Origin of the sequence: Ciceribacter ferrooxidans, assembly GCF_004137355.1 — a bacterium.
Lineage (GTDB): Bacteria > Pseudomonadota > Alphaproteobacteria > Rhizobiales > Rhizobiaceae > Allorhizobium > Allorhizobium ferrooxidans.
This window is the reverse complement of record NZ_SDVB01000238.1, coordinates 415,972-430,650: the sequence shown is the minus strand read 5'-3', so window position 1 is coordinate 430,650 and position 14,679 is coordinate 415,972. Positions and strand designations below refer to the sequence as shown.

15 protein-coding genes are annotated in these 14,679 nt (G+C 64.4%); 6 read left to right on the top strand and 9 right to left on the bottom strand.

Features of this window, described 5'->3' with window-relative positions; genetic code table 11:
- Positions 1 to 21 precede the first annotated feature (21 nt).
- Positions 22 to 489 (top strand): heme-degrading domain-containing protein, encoded by a 468-nt coding sequence (locus tag EUU22_RS13045; protein ID WP_129332413.1) that lies wholly within the window; start codon positions 22 to 24, stop codon positions 487 to 489.
- Positions 490 to 495: 6 nt separating this feature from the next.
- On the opposite strand, the gene EUU22_RS13040 is transcribed toward EUU22_RS13045, so the two are convergent.
- Complete coding sequence (locus EUU22_RS13040; protein WP_280956496.1) at positions 496 to 855, bottom strand: YybH family protein; 360 nt, start codon at positions 853 to 855, stop codon at positions 496 to 498.
- A 97-nt stretch (positions 856 to 952) separates the two neighbouring features.
- A complete protein-coding gene (locus EUU22_RS13035) occupies positions 953 to 1,843 on the bottom strand; it encodes a LysR family transcriptional regulator ArgP (RefSeq protein ID WP_129332411.1) in 891 nt (296 codons plus the stop codon).
- A 92-nt stretch (positions 1,844 to 1,935) separates the two neighbouring features.
- On the opposite strand from EUU22_RS13035, the gene EUU22_RS13030 reads away from it, so the two are divergent.
- Complete coding sequence (locus EUU22_RS13030) at positions 1,936 to 2,541, top strand: LysE/ArgO family amino acid transporter (protein WP_129332410.1); 606 nt, start codon at positions 1,936 to 1,938, stop codon at positions 2,539 to 2,541.
- An 8-nt stretch (positions 2,542 to 2,549) separates the two neighbouring features.
- On the opposite strand, the gene EUU22_RS13025 is transcribed toward EUU22_RS13030, so the two are convergent.
- The 3 genes from EUU22_RS13025 to dnaG all read right to left on the bottom strand — a co-directional run bounded on the left by EUU22_RS13025 (position 2,550) and on the right by dnaG (position 8,184).
- Entirely contained in the window at positions 2,550 to 3,566 is a 1,017-nt protein-coding gene (locus EUU22_RS13025) for a DUF930 domain-containing protein (RefSeq protein WP_129332409.1), read from the bottom strand.
- A 170-nt stretch (positions 3,567 to 3,736) separates the two neighbouring features.
- On the bottom strand, positions 3,737 to 5,785 hold the full coding sequence (gene rpoD / locus EUU22_RS13020; protein ID WP_129332408.1) for an RNA polymerase sigma factor RpoD: 2,049 nt from the start codon (positions 5,783 to 5,785) through the stop codon (positions 3,737 to 3,739).
- Between the two features lie 401 nt (positions 5,786 to 6,186).
- Positions 6,187 to 8,184 (bottom strand): DNA primase, encoded by a 1,998-nt coding sequence (gene dnaG / locus EUU22_RS13015; protein ID WP_129332407.1) that lies wholly within the window; start codon positions 8,182 to 8,184, stop codon positions 6,187 to 6,189.
- 418 nt (positions 8,185 to 8,602) lie between these two features.
- Here dnaG and EUU22_RS13010 point away from each other — a divergent pair, with 418 nt between their 5' ends.
- Together EUU22_RS13010 and EUU22_RS13005 are read left to right on the top strand one after the other, a co-directional pair.
- Positions 8,603 to 8,875, top strand: a complete 273-nt coding sequence (locus EUU22_RS13010; protein ID WP_129332406.1) for a BrnT family toxin — start codon at positions 8,603 to 8,605, stop codon at positions 8,873 to 8,875.
- Positions 8,841 to 9,170 carry a BrnA antitoxin family protein gene (locus tag EUU22_RS13005; protein ID WP_129332405.1) on the top strand — a complete coding sequence of 110 codons (330 nt, stop codon included), beginning with the start codon at positions 8,841 to 8,843 and terminating at the stop codon, positions 9,168 to 9,170. Before EUU22_RS13010 ends, EUU22_RS13005 begins: the two co-directional genes overlap by 35 nt.
- Positions 9,171 to 9,225: 55 nt before the next feature.
- On the opposite strand, the gene EUU22_RS13000 is transcribed toward EUU22_RS13005, so the two are convergent.
- A complete protein-coding gene (locus tag EUU22_RS13000; protein WP_129332841.1) occupies positions 9,226 to 9,675 on the bottom strand; it encodes a GatB/YqeY domain-containing protein in 450 nt (149 codons plus the stop codon).
- 329 nt (positions 9,676 to 10,004) lie between these two features.
- Here EUU22_RS13000 and carA point away from each other — a divergent pair, with 329 nt between their 5' ends.
- Positions 10,005 to 11,210: a glutamine-hydrolyzing carbamoyl-phosphate synthase small subunit gene (gene carA / locus EUU22_RS12995; RefSeq protein WP_129332404.1), complete on the top strand. Its 1,206-nt coding sequence runs from the start codon at positions 10,005 to 10,007 to the stop codon at positions 11,208 to 11,210.
- A gap of 41 nt (positions 11,211 to 11,251) precedes the next feature.
- Here carA and EUU22_RS12990 read toward each other — a convergent pair whose 3' ends face one another.
- Positions 11,252 to 12,649, bottom strand: coding sequence for an MATE family efflux transporter (locus EUU22_RS12990; RefSeq protein ID WP_129332403.1), 1,398 nt, complete (start codon positions 12,647 to 12,649; stop codon positions 11,252 to 11,254).
- A gap of 190 nt (positions 12,650 to 12,839) precedes the next feature.
- Positions 12,840 to 13,163 carry an ArsR/SmtB family transcription factor gene (locus EUU22_RS12985; protein WP_129332402.1) on the bottom strand — a complete coding sequence of 108 codons (324 nt, stop codon included), beginning with the start codon at positions 13,161 to 13,163 and terminating at the stop codon, positions 12,840 to 12,842.
- Positions 13,164 to 13,213: 50 nt separating this feature from the next.
- On the opposite strand from EUU22_RS12985, the gene EUU22_RS12980 reads away from it, so the two are divergent.
- Complete coding sequence (locus EUU22_RS12980; protein WP_129332401.1) at positions 13,214 to 13,699, top strand: SRPBCC family protein; 486 nt, start codon at positions 13,214 to 13,216, stop codon at positions 13,697 to 13,699.
- A 42-nt stretch (positions 13,700 to 13,741) separates the two neighbouring features.
- Here EUU22_RS12980 and ypfJ read toward each other — a convergent pair whose 3' ends face one another.
- A complete protein-coding gene (gene ypfJ, locus EUU22_RS12975; protein ID WP_129332400.1) occupies positions 13,742 to 14,659 on the bottom strand; it encodes a KPN_02809 family neutral zinc metallopeptidase in 918 nt (305 codons plus the stop codon).
- Positions 14,660 to 14,679: the final 20 nt, after the last annotated feature.

Sequence of the window (14,679 nt, the reverse complement as noted above, 5' to 3'; positions counted from 1 at the left end):
CGTTCAGCAGAGGAGCACGCCATGAGCACGGACACCAGCCTGATCGACACACTCGAGGCGCAGGAGAAAGCGCTCGTCTTTGCGGCCTTCGACGAGACGGTGGCCTACGAGATCGGCGAGCGGCTGGTCCGGGCCGCAAGGCGGGACGAAGCCCCGGTGGTGATCGACATCCGGACGCCCGACCGCACCCTCTTCCATGCTGCGCTCCCCGGCTCGTCGCCGGACAACGACCACTGGGCGCGGCGCAAGAGCAACGTGACGCTGAGACTCCACAAGTCGTCGATGCGCGTCGGCGAGAGCTACCGCCTCAAGGGTCGTGCGCTCGGTCCCGACCACGGCTTCGATCCGCTCGACTACGCCTCTCACGGCGGCAGCTTTCCGGTCCGCGTCACCGGGACCGGGGTCGTCGCCGCGATCACCGTCTCCGGGCTTGCCTCGGAGGAAGACCACGCGATGATCATCAAGGTCCTCGAAGACTATCTGTCGTAAACCAGCTCAGAGCGGCGTCGCGCAGAAGAGGCTGATCCTCTGGAACGGCCCGCCGTCGCGCTCGAAGACGAGGACCGCCGGCAGCGAAACCCGTGCCTCCGCCGGCTCGTCCTCGCCGGGCGCCGCCCTGGTGACGGCCGAAAGCGTCACCTCGGCCGCGCCACGGAGATCCGCCTCTCCCGTCATCACCACGATGTCGGAAAAGCGGATGTCGCGGCCGAGCACGAAGGCCGCAAGCGTATTGCGAATCGAATCCGCGCCGATCACCCGGCTGCCGTCCGGCATGTCGAGCGCCGCATCATCGTCGATGAGCCCCATCAGGGCCTCGAAATCGCGGCGGTTGAGCGCCGCAAGACTCGCATCGATCTGGCTCTTGAGAGCGCATCTTTGTTCTCCCCCACTTCCTCCACCTGTTACGAGGAGTTAGCGCGCGATCGTCAGCGCGGCAAGGGGCAGCCGGCGCTCATGTTTCGGGCGGCAGCAGGACGGCGCCGGAGGCCTCTATCACTGCCGCGGTGATGCCGCGGATCGCCGGCTGCACCGACCGGCTCCAGTGCCAGTAGAGCGGCACGTCGTAGGGCGCGTCCGCGACCAGCGGCACCAGCCTGCCTTCGGCGATCAGGTCGCGCACCAGCACCTCCGGGTTCATGCCCCAGCCGATGCCGGCAAGCGTCGCGTCGACGAAGGCTTCGGACGAAGGCAGCCAGTGGGTCGGCGTCGCCACCGCCTCCCCGAACACCTTTCCGATCCAGCGCGCTTGCAGCATGTCCTTGGCGTTGAAGGTGAGGCACGGCGCGGCAGCGAGCGCCGCGGGCGTCACGCCGTCGGGAAACCAGCGCCGGACGAAGGCCGGGCTCGCCGTCGCGAGATAGCGCAGCGACCCGAGCGGACGATTGTCGCAGCCCTGCACCGCGCCGCTGTCGCCGCTGACGGCCGCACGCACCTCGCCGCGCCGCAGCCATTCGGCGCTGTGGTCCTGGTCGTCCAGCACAAGGTCGAACAGGCAGTCGTCGACCGCCGCCATGGCCGAAACGAACCAGGTCGCCAGGCTGTCGGCAGTGACGGCGATGCGGATGCTCGGACGTTCGGCGGCGATCCCGGTGATGCCGATCTCCTCACGCAGGCTGTTTTCGAGCAGCGCCACCTCCTCCGCGTGGCGGAAGAGCTTCTGGCCCGCCGGCGTCGCCGTGCAGGGCTGGCCGCGGACGACGAGCACGAGGCCGAGACGTTCCTCGAGGAGTTTTATTCGCTGCGACACCGCCGAAGGCGTCAGGCCGAGAAGGCGCGCCGCCTTCTCGAAGCTCCCCGAGCGGAGAACGGTTGCGAGCGCATCCAGCAGCGCATAATCCATCATCGGTAAATTTCTCTTATTCAGATCGCAGAAATTTAATTTTTCTAATCTTTCGCCGCGGCGTAGTCAAAGACCATTTCTGACAGAGAGGTCCGATGACAACAGCAGCGATTTCCGGTTTCTTCCTCGGCCTCAGCCTGATCGTGGCGATCGGGGCGCAGAACGCCTTCGTGCTCCGTCAGGGGCTGAGGCGCGAACACGTCTTCGCAATCTGCCTCACCTGTGCCGCCTCCGATGCCCTGCTGATCGCGGCCGGCGTCTCCGGCTTTCGCGCGACGACCGGCGCCCTGCCCTGGCTCGAGCCGGCGCTGCGCTTCGGCGGCGTCGCCTTTCTCGCCTTTTATGGCCTGAAAAGCCTGCGCGCGGCGATCGCCGGCAACGCCGCCCTAGACCCCTCCGCCACCGAGGCACAGAGCCTTGCGGCGGCGCTCGCGACCTGCCTTGCGCTCACCTGGCTGAACCCACACGTCTATCTCGATACGGTCGTGCTGCTCGGTTCGATCTCGACGCAGTATCCGGGCCGGGAGACCGCCTTCGGGCTCGGTGCGGCGGCCGGCTCCTTCCTGTTCTTCTTCTCGCTCGGCTACGGCGCACGGCTCTTGCGCCCGCTCTTTGCCCGCCCCGCCGCCTGGCGCCTGCTGGACGGGGTGATCGCACTCGTCATGTGGACGATCGCCGGTCGCCTCGCGCTTCTCGGGTAACGAGAGACTCAGAAGACCGGAAAGCCCCGGCTCTTCCACTCGCTCCTCGGGATTTCCTTGCCGACCGCGAAGGCAAAGGAGCGCACGGTCATCGCGTCCGCGTCGAGCTCGCAGCGGAAGCGCAGCTCGTACCAGCGCGCACTCGCCCGGAAGGCGGCGTTGCGGACGTCGAGCACCGTCCCGGTCTTCAGCCCGAAGGACGGCAGGAGTTCCGGCCGGTAGGGCGGCGAGGCACGGCGGAGCTGCTCGCGCAGTTCGGTCACGCAGAGCTCGGCGGCGCGCTCCTCCCGCGGCATGTCGCCCATCGCCGTCATCGCGACGGGGTTGTCGGTGATCGCGGTGGAAAAGAGCGTCTTCACCTCCGGCAGATCGTTCGGCACGTCCGCTTCGGTCGGCGCTTCCGGCTTCGGCTCGGCCTTCGGCGGGCTCTCCGGCGCGGCCTCCTCGAGCGCGGCGATCGTTTCCGCGGCAAGATCGCCGGCGCCTGGCTTCGCCGTCTCGTCCGCCATGTCGGCCTTCGGAAGATCGATCTTCGGCTGCGGCTTCGCCCCGGCCGCGGGCTCTTTCTTCTCGGTCGTCTCGACCGGAGGCTTGGGCTCCACCTGCGGCTTCTCCTCCGGAGGCTTTGCCGCCGGTTCCTCGGCTGCATTGCCGTCGAGCGCTTCACGCGGGCCGCTGTCCTTCTCGCCGAAGGCGAAGACCGGACGCAGCGTCGGGATCGGCACGCGTCCGCCTGGGGGTTGCCCCTCTGCGGCGGCGGGTGGAGGCTCTGGCTTCTGTTCCTCCCGCTTCGGCGGAGGTTCTTCCTTCTTCTCCTCCTTCGGAGGAGGCGGCGGCTCCGGCTTTTTCTCCTCCGGCGGCGGCACGATCTCGACGCTGACGCTCTCCTCCTTCTGCGGCGCGGGCATCTCGAAGGGCAGCTCGAAGAAGAGGACGGCAGCGAAGACGAGATGCAGCACGACGGAGGCCGGTATGCCCCATCGGAGAGTGCTGCTGCTGCGCGGCCTTACCGTCTCGTCGTTCATGCAGAGCATGTAAGTCGGAAAGCAGACGGGATAAAGTCCGCACGACCCGCGGCCGAAGAGAAATGCGCGCCGTTACCCGCAGGCAACGAGAAGCGCCACCGCGACAAAAACAAAGAGACCGGCGAGATTGCTCTCGCCGGCCTTCGTTCACTTATTCTGCAAACCGCTTCTCAGCTGTCCAGGAAGCTTCTGAGCTTGCGCGAGCGGCTCGGGTGCTTGAGCTTGCGGAGTGCCTTGGCTTCGATCTGGCGGATGCGTTCGCGGGTGACCGAGAACTGCTGGCCGACTTCTTCGAGCGTGTGGTCGGTGTTCATGCCGATGCCGAAGCGCATGCGCAGCACGCGTTCTTCACGCGGGGTGAGCGAGGCGAGAACGCGGGTCGTGGTTTCCCGGAGGTTCGCCTGGATGGCGGCGTCGATCGGCAGCAGCGCGTTCTTGTCCTCGATGAAATCGCCGAGATGCGAATCTTCTTCGTCGCCCACCGGGGTTTCGAGCGAGATCGGCTCCTTGGCGATCTTCAGGACCTTGCGGACCTTTTCGAGCGGCATTGCGAGCTTTTCGGCCAGTTCTTCCGGCGTCGGCTCGCGGCCGATTTCGTGCAGCATCTGGCGCGATGTGCGGACGATCTTGTTGATCGTCTCGATCATGTGCACCGGAATGCGGATCGTGCGGGCCTGGTCGGCGATCGAGCGGGTGATCGCCTGCCGGATCCACCAGGTGGCGTAGGTCGAGAACTTGTAGCCGCGGCGATACTCGAACTTGTCGACCGCCTTCATCAGGCCGATATTGCCTTCCTGGATGAGGTCGAGGAACTGCAGGCCGCGGTTCGTGTACTTCTTGGCGATCGAGATCACGAGACGGAGGTTGGCTTCCACCATCTCCTTCTTGGCGATGCGCGCTTCACGCTCGCCCTTCTGCACCATGTGCACGATGCGGCGGAATTCCGAAATCGAGATGCCGGTTTCCTGGGCGAGGTTCTGGATCTCCGAGCGGATGTCGCGGATCGTCTGGTTTTCCTCGCGGGCGAATTCCTTCCAGCCGCGCGCCGCCAGATTGCCGATCGACTTCATCCAGTTCGGGTCGAGTTCCGCACCCTGATACTGCTCGAGGAAGGCTTCGCGCTTGACGCCGTAAGATTCGGCGAGACGCAGCAGCCGGCCTTCGTTCTGAACGAGACGCTTGTTGATGTCGTAGAGCTGCTCGACCAGCGCATCGATGCGGTTCTGGTTGAGCGACAGCGACTTCACGGCCGTGATCAGTTGGTCCTTGAGTTCCTTGTAGCGGCGTTCCTGGCCGGACGACAGCGTTCCGGCGCAGGCGAGACGCGCCTCCACCTGCTGGTCCTGCAGCTTCCGCAGCTTCTTGTAGGTATCGGCGATGAGGTCGAGGGTTTCCATGACCTGCGGACGCAGCTCGGCTTCCATCGCCGCCAGCGACAGGTTGCTCTCGTCCTCGTCTTCTTCCTCTTCCTCCGGAGGCAGGCCTTCGCCTCCGACATTGGTGATGTCGTCTTCGCCGCTCGGCGCGCGGGCACGGCGGGTCTTTTCCTTCTCCTCGGCCGCCTTGCGGTCGGCCTCGATCTTCTCCGGGCTCTGGAACTGCGGGGCAGCCTTGGCCTCGGGACCGGAATAGGTGGTTTCGAGATCGATGATCTCGCGCAGCAGCGTCGTGCCTTCGTTCAGCTCGTCGCGCCAGATGATCAGCGCCTGGAAGGTGAGCGGGCTTTCGCAGAGGCCCGAGATCATCGTCTCGCGGCCGGCCTCGATGCGCTTGGCGATGGCAATTTCGCCCTCGCGGGAGAGAAGCTCGACAGAGCCCATCTCGCGCAGGTACATGCGCACGGGATCGTCCGTGCGGTCGGTCGGTTCTTTCTTCTTGGCGGTCGCGAGCGCGGTGCCGGCGGTCGGCGCCAGTTCGCCGCCTTCCTCGCCGTCGTCACCACCGTCATCGTCGTCGGAAGCGGCCTCTTCGGCCTCCTCGTCCTCGATGACGTTGATGCCCATGTCCGAAAGCATGGACATGGTGTCTTCGATCTGTTCCGAAGTGACTTCTTCCGAAGGCAGCACGGAGTTCAGCTCGTCCATGGTGACATAGCCGCGCTTCTTCGCCGCCTTGATCATTTTCTTGACCGCGTCGTCGGAAAGGTCGAGAAGCGGACCGTCCGTCGAAACGTCGCGTTCGCTGTCGGCTTCTTCGTTTTCTTTGACTTTGGTTGCCATGTATCTCGTCGCTTTCCCTGACGCTGTCATTACCACGTGATGCCACACGGACAGGCTCGAACGGGGCCATGTCCGCCGCGAATCACAGTCACTGACCTAACGGAATGATCTTTAATCCCCGATTAACTACGGGAGTACCAACGGCCACGCCGCACATCTGCGCTTTCGAATGACCGCACATGGTAATATAGATCCGCCCTGATCCAATTCACCTACAAATGCCTGTTCTGGTGATTCCCACAAATTTTCCCGGCGTCAAGCTCTCCAGGCGTCAATACCCAGGAAAATTGGAGAAAAACCACGGCTACGAGCCATCATGCTCGTTTATCACCGCAGATGTAGGATCGAAACCGCAGAAGACAAGGGGGAAAGGCCTTCCCCACCCATGTTTCCGCCGACGGCTAGTGGTGCCCCGTCGCCGCGCCCTTCACCCGTCCCGACATCACGCCGAAACCGTCGACGATCGCCTCCTGGTTCTCCATGCGGGTGATCTCGAGCTGTACCTGGTGCAGCGCGCCGATCAGCTGGTCGATGCGCTCGGCATCCTCGGCCTCCGTCGCGTCCGCGATCTCGCGCTCGAGTTCGAGCCTCTGCTTCTTCAACGCCCGCGCCCGCTTGTGCAGCGACAGGGCCTGCCGATAGCCCTCGCGGGCATCCTCGCCGGCGGCGATCTCGGTCGCCGTCCAGAGCCGCGCGTTGCGGATCTGCTGGTCGAGGCTGCGGATGAGCTCGGAAAAGCCCTGCTCGTCAAGCTTCGCCGTCAGGTGGTCGCGATCGAGATGCGCGCCGGCCCCCGCCGCCGCGGTCAGGAGCGCCGACCAGAGCCGCTGCAGGTCGCGGTTCTCGTATTCGATATGGGCGACCTCGTCGTAATCGTCCTGCAGGATCTGCGGATGATTGACGACGGTCAGCGCCAGCACGCTCTCGCGAAGAGTCGGCTGGTCGGAACGCCCCTTCACCATGCCGGAGCGCGCCAGCCGTTCGGAGACCGCCGCGCCGCGCTGGCCGTAGCCCTGACCCGGGACCCCGCCCCTACCCTGTCCCTGTCCCTGCCTCTGGCCGCGCTCGAAACCGCCGCGGCGGTCGCCGCGCCCGGCCGGCGCACTCGACTGGAAAAAGGCGTTGAGGCGGTCGCGGACGTCCTGCTGGTAGTGGCGCCGGACGCTCTCGTCGGCGATGACGGACACCACCTGTTTCAGCCGTGCCTCGAGCTCGGCGCGCTTTTCCGGCGTATCGAAGCCTCCGCCCCCAACCTCGCGCCGCCACACCATCTCTGCGAGCGGGCGCGCCTCGGAGAGCACCTTGTCGAAGGGCGCGCGGCCCTCGTGCTTGACGAGGTCGTCCGGGTCCTTGCCGTCCGGAAGGAGCGCGAAGCGGACGGAGCGGCCGGGTTTCAAATGCGGAAGGGCGAGATCAACGGCGCGGAAGGCGGCCCGCTGGCCCGCACCGTCTCCGTCGAAGCAGAGCACCGGGACAGGCGTCATCTTCCACATGAGGTCGAGCTGGTTTTCGGTGAGCGCCGTGCCGAGCGGCGCGACCGCATTCGCCACACCCGCCTGGGCGAGCGCGATGACGTCCATGTAGCCTTCCACCGCGATGATGGTATCGGCACCGCCCGCCCCCTGGATCGACCGCCTCGCACGGGAGAAGTTGTAGAGCACGCTGCCCTTGTGGAAGAGCTCCGTCTCGGGCGAGTTCATGTATTTCGCCAGCGCATCCGGCGCCATCGCGCGGCCGCCGAAGGCGATGACCTTGTCGCGCGACGACAGGATCGGAAACATGATGCGGTCGCGGAAGTAGTCGTAAGAGACGGGAATGTCGTCGCCGTGGCGCACGAGGCCGCAGGCTTCGATCTGTTCTTTCGGCACGCCCTTGCCGGCGAGATGTTCCTTGAGCGCGTTGCGGCTCTCCGGCGCGTAGCCGAGGCGGAAGGTCTCGATCGTTCGCCCGGAAAGGCCGCGCTCGCGCAGATAGGCCCGCGCCCTGGCGCCGTTTGCCGTCTGCAGCTGCTCCTGGAAGAAGACGGTCGCCATCTCCATCACGTCGAGGAGCGTCGTGCGCTCCTTCTCCCGCCGCTCGGCCTGCGGATCGGGCGCCGGCATCGGCACCCCGGCCATGTCGGCGATCTGCTGGACCGCCTCCGGAAAGCTCAGGCCTTCGAGATCGGTGAGGAAGCGGAAATGGTCGCCGGTGACGCCACAGCCGAAGCAGTGATAGCGCCCCTTGCGGTCCTCGCAGTGGAAGCTCGGCGATTTCTCGCCGTGGAAGGGGCAGCACGCCCAGTAGTCGCCACGCGAGACGTTGGTCTTCTTCCGGTCCCAGGACACGCGCCGGCCGATCACCGCCGAAATCGGCACGCGGTCGCGGATCTCGTCGAGAAAGGGTTGGGAAAAACGCATGAATGTCCTCGGGGTCGATCCATCCATATAGGCCGCCCACACGGCAAATACCATCACGGCGATGATCCATACCCGTTATTCACAAGGCGAGTGGAAGAGCAGTCTGGAGAGCCGCCCGTCTGATGTTCAGGCGACGCTTCTTGCTTCTGAGCGCATTGACGTCAAGGCAGACATTCTGTATATACAAGAATAGATACAGCCGTACACGGCGATCAATTCACGAGGAGGCGCCAGTCGACGCTCATCTTTAACATACCCAGACCAATCGCGGTCGCTCACAGAATATCATTCGGACTATGACGGGCTCGACACCTTCGGAAATAGTCCAACGGAAGATATAATTCGGAACGCCAAGCTAAATTCGGCACTCCGAATGAGATGTAGTGGACGCGATATGGAGTTCCGGAGAAAGTTATAGATGACTGAGAGTTTCGACTGGGACGAAGACAAGCGAATCAAGAATATCGCCAAACACGGGATCGATTTCCTGCAGGCGGCTGCGGCGTTGAAAGGTCAGCGCCTCGAGTTCGCATCGGACAAGAACGGTGAACGACGAACCTTGGCCATATGCGAAGGAACAAACAAACTTATCGCCGTGATCTACACGATGAGAGGCGATGTCTGCAGGATAATCTCAGCAAGGGTTGCGCGGAAGAATGAGCAAAGAGCGTATCATCAAGCTTACGGCTGAGGACGTGGACAAGCTGCTGTCCGCCGGCGCGGACAGAACCGACTGGAAGCGCGTCGACGCCATGACCGACGAGGACATCGTCGCGGCCATGCGTGACGATCCCGACTGGCAGGACCTGATCGACATCGACTGGTCGAAGGCGGTCGCGGTGACCCCGCCGCAGAAGACGGCGATCTCGATCCGGCTCGATGAAGATATCGTCGACTTCTTCAAGGCGACCGGCAAGGGCTACCAGACCCGCATCAATGCGGTCCTGCGCCATTTCGTGACCGAGCAGAAGCGCTCGAAGCGCTGAACGAAAAACTCCGCCCGGAGGCGGAGTTGCGTCAGTCCGTTTCAAAAGGCGCTGTCTACTTCAAAAGTTCCTTGACGACGCCGGAGGCCTTGGCGAAGTCCATCTGGCCGGGATAGCGCTCCTTGAGAGCGTTCATGCACTTGCCCATGTCGCGCAGGCCCTGCGCGCCGGTCTCGGTGATGACGGAGGCGCAGAGCTCGCGCACCTTTTCCTCCGGCAACTGCTCGGGCATGAAGCTCTTGATGACGCCGATTTCCTCGCGCTCCTGGGCGGCGAGTTCCGGACGTCCGTTATCCTCGTAGATGCGGGCGGATTCGTCCCGCTGCTTGATCATCTTGACGAGGATCTGCATGATTTCGTCGTCGCTGACCGGGTCCTTGCCCAGTCCGCGATTGGCGATGTCCCGGTCCTTGATTGCAGCCTGGATCAGCCGCAACGTCGAGGTCCGGCACGTATCCTTGGCCTTCAGGGCATCCTTGAGGGAATTGGCGAGCACGTCTCGCATCATGTTCTTTCTCCGCGAAAAAGCCGTTGGGCCGGCGGGGTCGATTGTGGCTTTTCCTTGTCAATTGACCCGCAGTAATAGCCAGTGACGCCCGCACAGGCAAATCAATTAGACAAGCCGTTGAATCCGATGGACGTTAATTCCACGGTTTCCACAGTGAAGAATTGACCTGGCGGAGCGATCCGTCTATTTTCCGGCACCTGCACGAAAATGTAATCAGGGCTTCAAGCGCGCTTTGCCGCGCAGCCTCGATCTGCGACAGAAGATGGCCACTGTCAGCCGGTTCTTCAAGGGAACCGGGGGCAGACGGCTAAACCAAGGAACGGAATATGACCGCGACAGCCCCCTGGACCACCCGCAAGCCAACCGCCCTTCTCGTTCTCGCCGACGGCACCGTGATCGAAGGCCGTGGGATCGGCGCAACGGGCAAGGTGCAGGCGGAGGTCTGCTTCAACACCGCGCTCACCGGTTACGAGGAAATCCTGACCGATCCGTCCTATCTCGGCCAGATCGTCACCTTCACCTTCCCGCATGTCGGCAATGTCGGCACCAATGCGGAAGACATCGAAGACCTGACGCCTGCCGCCCGCCACGGCGCCGTCGGCGTGATCTTCAAGGCCGACATCACCGACCCTTCGAACTACCGCGCCGCCCAGCACCTCGATGCCTGGCTGAAGGCCCGTGGCATCATCGGCCTCTGCGGCGTCGACACCCGCGCGCTGACGGCCTGGATCCGTGAGAACGGTGCCCCGAACGCGGTGATCGCCCATGACCCGGCCGGCGTCTTCGACCTCGATACGCTGAAGGTGGAAGCGAAGGCCTGGAGCGGCCTCGAAGGCCTCGACCTCGCCAAGGTCGCGACCTCCGGCCAGTCTTCGGTCTGGACGGAAACCCCCTGGGTCTGGAACAAGGGCTTCGGCACGCTCGGCGCCGAAGACGCGAAATACCATGTCGTCTGCGTCGACTACGGCGTAAAGCGCAACATCCTGCGCCTCTTCGCAGGGCTCGACGCGAAGGTGACGGTGGTGCCGGCGACGACCAGCGCCGAGGACATCCTTTCGCTCAATCCCGATGGCGTCTTCCTCTCGAACGGCCCGGGGGACCCGGCCGCGACCGGCGTCTACGCCGCACCGGTCATCCGCAAGCTCATCGACAGCGGGCTCCCGGTCTTCGGCATCTGCCTCGGCCACCAGATGCTGGCGCTGGCCCTCGGCGGCACGACCGAAAAGATGCACCAGGGCCACCACGGCGCCAACCATCCGGTGAAGGACTTCACCACCGGCAAGGTCGAGATCGTCTCGATGAACCACGGTTTCGCGGTCGACTCGAAGTCGCTACCGGAAGGCGTTGAGGAGACTCACGTTTCGCTCTTCGACGGTTCGAATTGCGGCCTTCGCCTCGTCGGCAAGCCGGTCTTCTCGGTCCAGCATCACCCGGAGGCCTCGCCCGGTCCGCAGGACAGCCACTATCTCTTCCGCCGCTTCATGAACATGGTGCGCGAGAGAAAGGGCGAGATGGCGCTTGCAGAGCGCTGATCGGACTCTTTTATTAGCGGATCATTTCGACGGCCCGGCAATCACTGCCGGGCCGTTCGCATTTCGTAACGCACCCTGAGATAGAAGCGGGCGCAGAGCAGGAACGAGGCGCTGCCGAGCCCGACGAGGAAGCCGAGCCAGATACCGACCCCGCCGAGCCCGAGCGGGAAGGCCATCAGCCAGGCGAGGAAGAAGCCGATCGGCCAATAGGCGATGAGCGCCATCACCATCGGCACGCGCGCATCCTTCAACCCGCGCAGCAGGCCGCTGGCGATCGCCTGCAGCCCGTCGACGAGCTGGAAGATGCCGGCGACCACCACGAGGTGCGTGGCAAAATCGAGCACCGCCGGCGCCTCCGGCTTGTTGGTGTCGATGAAGACGCTGCTGAGCACCCGCGGTAACGAGAAGAACAGGATGCCGCCGGCGATCGCGATCAGGCTGGCGATGGCCAGCACGGCGATCGCCGCCCGCACGAGTTCGCCATAATCACCGCGGCCGTGGGCGACACCGATCCGAACCGTCGCGGCCTGCGAGAGACCGAGCGGGATCATGAAGGCGATGGACGCAAGCTGCAGCGCGATCCCGTGGGCGGCGAGCTCGATCGTGCCGATCCGCCCCATCAGCAGCGAGGCGGCGGTAAAGAGGCTCACTTCGGCGAGAACGGTCACGCTGATCGGCAGGCCGAGATGCACGACTTCCCAGAGCGCGTGCCAGTCCGGCCGCCAAAAGCGGACGAAGAGCTCGTACTTGCGGGTCTGTTCGAGGCTCTGGATATAGACGACCATGGCGAGGAAGCTCGCCCACTGCACGCAGACGGCGACGATCGCGGCCCCGGTCATGCCGAGTGCCGGCAGGCCGAAATGACCGAGCACGAGGCCATAGGCCAGCACACCGTTCATCAGCAGAACGCCGAGCGTCACATAGAGCACGATCCCCGCCCTGCCGATGGCGCTCACGAGCGCCCGCAGCACGGCGAAGAGCAGTGCCGGCAAGAGCCCGAGCTGGACGATCATCACGTAGCCGGCAGTCAGCGCCGCCACTTCGGGCTTCTGGCCGAGCGCGAGCAGGATCCGCTCCGCGTTGAAGAAGAGCGGCATCGTCAACAGCGAATAGGCAATCGACGCCCACATGCCCATGCGCAGCGAACGGCGGACCGAGACAACGTCACCCCGGCCATAGGCCTGTGCCACCATCGGCACGACGGCGATCGAAAGCCCCGAACCGAAGATGAAGATCGTGAAGAAGAACTGGCCGGCAAGAACCATCGCCGCAAGCGATTGCGCACCCAGTTGACCGACGATGACGACGTCGGTCGTGTGGATGCCGAGCTGGGCGAGCTGCGCGCCGATCAGCGGAATCCCGAGCGCCAGCGTTGCGCGGACATGCGCGCTCCAGCTGTTGGAGAAGCCGACCGGCCGAACTGCGGTTTGCGTGGTCATGTTCAGAACCCTGGACGAAAAAAGCCGCTTGCAGGAAATCTGGCAAGCGGCGGACAGCATCACCGTTACGCGAGCTGTCCGGAACGCGCAACCCGAAAGGGCGTTCCTTCAGCAAAACTCGTCGACATATCAATTCGCCTTATGGTGCCGTGCAAAATCGGCCGGGCTCGCGCGGATGGCGGCGAAGCGTTCAGCTTTCAAGGTCCCGCTTCAAACGGTCCAGCAGCGAGACGGCATTCGCCGCATACGCGCCGATCCAGCGGTCATGGATCGCCTTGATCGGCAACGGGTTCAGGATGTTGTGGCGCTCCCGCCCTTCCCGCTTGACGATGACGAGGTCGGCGCCTTCCAGCACCTTCAGGTGCTGCATCACCGTACAGCGGTCAAGTGCGGGAAAAGACTCGCAAAGTGCCCCGGTCGTCAGCGGTCCCGCCTTCAGTCGGTCGAGCATCGCCCGCCGCACCGGCGCGGCCAGCGCCCTGAAGACCAGATCCTCCTGATTCGCACTTGACATGTTATATTTTTATAACATGATTGGAGCTCTGCCAAGAGGAGGAGACGACCATGAACGGTCCGCTGAAGTTCAGAGTGTCTGCGCATATCTCCAAACCCGTGGGCGAGGTCTTCGAAGCCGTCGTCGACCCCGCCACGCTCTCACGCTACTTCACCACGGGCGGCGCCAAGGGACGACTTGAGACCGGCGCGACGGTCTATTGGGATTTCCATGATTTTCCGGGCGCCTTCCCCGTCGAGGTGGTGGAGGTCGCAAAGGATCGCCGCATCGTGCTGCGCTGGGAGGCGAACGAAGGCTCGCCCGCCGAGGGCGACGCGGTGACGACACCGGCCGGATACAAGACCACCGTGACGATGGAGTTCGAACCGCTCAACGACGGACGCACGCTCGTCACCATCGCCGAAGAAGGCTGGCACCCGACGGAAGGGGGGCTCCGCGCCTCCTACGGCAATTGTCAGGGCTGGATGCAGATGCTCTGCGCGATGAAGGCCTGGCTCGAATACGGCATCAACCTGCGCGAAGGCATGTTCAGGTAGGCCGGCGGACGCCGGCTGCGGCGTCCGCCTGAGCGCCGACGATCAGACGTCGCCCTTGAAGGTGTCGCAGGCCTCGACCTTGCCGGCGTCATAGCCGCGCTTGAACCACGTCATCCGCTGCGCCGAGGTGCCGTGGTTGAAGCTGTCGGGAACGACATAGCCCTGGCTGCGCTTCTGCAGCGTATCGTCGCCGATCTGCTGTGCGGCGTTCAGCGCCTCCTCGATGTCGCCGGCGGAGAGAAGCCCCTTCTGGTCGGTCTGCTTGGCCCAGATACCGGCGAAGCAATCGGCCTGCAGCTCGACGCGCACCGACATGCGGTTTGCCTCGCCCTCGCCCATCGTCTGGCGCATCTGGTTGAACTTCGGCAGGATGCCCGTCAGGTTCTGCACGTGATGGCCGACCTCGTGGGCGACGACATAGGCCTGGGCGAAATCGCCGGAAGCGCCAAACTGCTTCGCGAGCTGCTGGAAGAAGTCCGTGTCGAGATAGACCTTGCGGTCGCCCGGACAGTAGAACGGGCCCGTCGCCGACGACGCCGTGCCGCAGGCCGACCGCGTCACGCCGGAAAAGAGCACCAGCCTCGGCTCTTCGTAACGCTCTCCGGACGCCGAGAAGATCGTGTTCCAGGTGTCCTCGGTCTCGGCGAGCACGACGCCGACGAAGTTGCCGACCTCCTTCTCCTGCGGCGAGAGTTCCCGCTGCGTCGTCTGCTCGTAGCCGGGGCCGCCCGTCGAGCCGTCCTCCAGCATTTGTAACATGTCGATGCCCATCATCTTCAGGACGAAGTAGAGGACGATCAGGATGATGATGGTCGAGAAGCTTAAGCCCCCGCCGCGCCGCCCGACCGGGATGCGCAGGCCCGAGCGACCGAACGGATCGCGCCCCATGCCCGTGCCGCCGGCCGAGGCGCTGCGACGATCCTCGATGTTCTGCGACTGACGTCGGCCTCTCCATTCCATGTCGGCACCTCTTCTTCCGG

Bases quoted from the DNA above. Each gene is read 5' to 3' on its own strand.
- EUU22_RS13010 (WP_129332406.1), top strand. From the start codon at position 8,603: ATGACTGAGAGTTTCGACTGGGACGAAGACAAGCGAATCAAGAATATC.
- EUU22_RS12985 (WP_129332402.1), bottom strand. From the start codon at position 13,163: ATGTCAAGTGCGAATCAGGAGGATCTGGTCTTCAGGGCGCTGGCCGCG.
- EUU22_RS13030 (WP_129332410.1), top strand. From the start codon at position 1,936: ATGACAACAGCAGCGATTTCCGGTTTCTTCCTCGGCCTCAGCCTGATC.
- rpoD (WP_129332408.1), bottom strand. From the start codon at position 5,785: ATGGCAACCAAAGTCAAAGAAAACGAAGAAGCCGACAGCGAACGCGAC.
- EUU22_RS12980 (WP_129332401.1), top strand. From the start codon at position 13,214: ATGAACGGTCCGCTGAAGTTCAGAGTGTCTGCGCATATCTCCAAACCC.
- ypfJ (WP_129332400.1), bottom strand. From the start codon at position 14,659: ATGGAATGGAGAGGCCGACGTCAGTCGCAGAACATCGAGGATCGTCGC.
- carA (WP_129332404.1), top strand. From the start codon at position 10,005: ATGACCGCGACAGCCCCCTGGACCACCCGCAAGCCAACCGCCCTTCTC.
- EUU22_RS13025 (WP_129332409.1), bottom strand. From the start codon at position 3,566: ATGAACGACGAGACGGTAAGGCCGCGCAGCAGCAGCACTCTCCGATGG.
- EUU22_RS13035 (WP_129332411.1), bottom strand. From the start codon at position 1,843: ATGATGGATTATGCGCTGCTGGATGCGCTCGCAACCGTTCTCCGCTCG.
- EUU22_RS13005 (WP_129332405.1), top strand. From the start codon at position 8,841: ATGAGCAAAGAGCGTATCATCAAGCTTACGGCTGAGGACGTGGACAAG.
- EUU22_RS13045 (WP_129332413.1), top strand. From the start codon at position 22: ATGAGCACGGACACCAGCCTGATCGACACACTCGAGGCGCAGGAGAAA.
- EUU22_RS12990 (WP_129332403.1), bottom strand. From the start codon at position 12,649: ATGACCACGCAAACCGCAGTTCGGCCGGTCGGCTTCTCCAACAGCTGG.
- EUU22_RS13000 (WP_129332841.1), bottom strand. From the start codon at position 9,675: ATGCGAGACGTGCTCGCCAATTCCCTCAAGGATGCCCTGAAGGCCAAG.
- dnaG (WP_129332407.1), bottom strand. From the start codon at position 8,184: ATGCGTTTTTCCCAACCCTTTCTCGACGAGATCCGCGACCGCGTGCCG.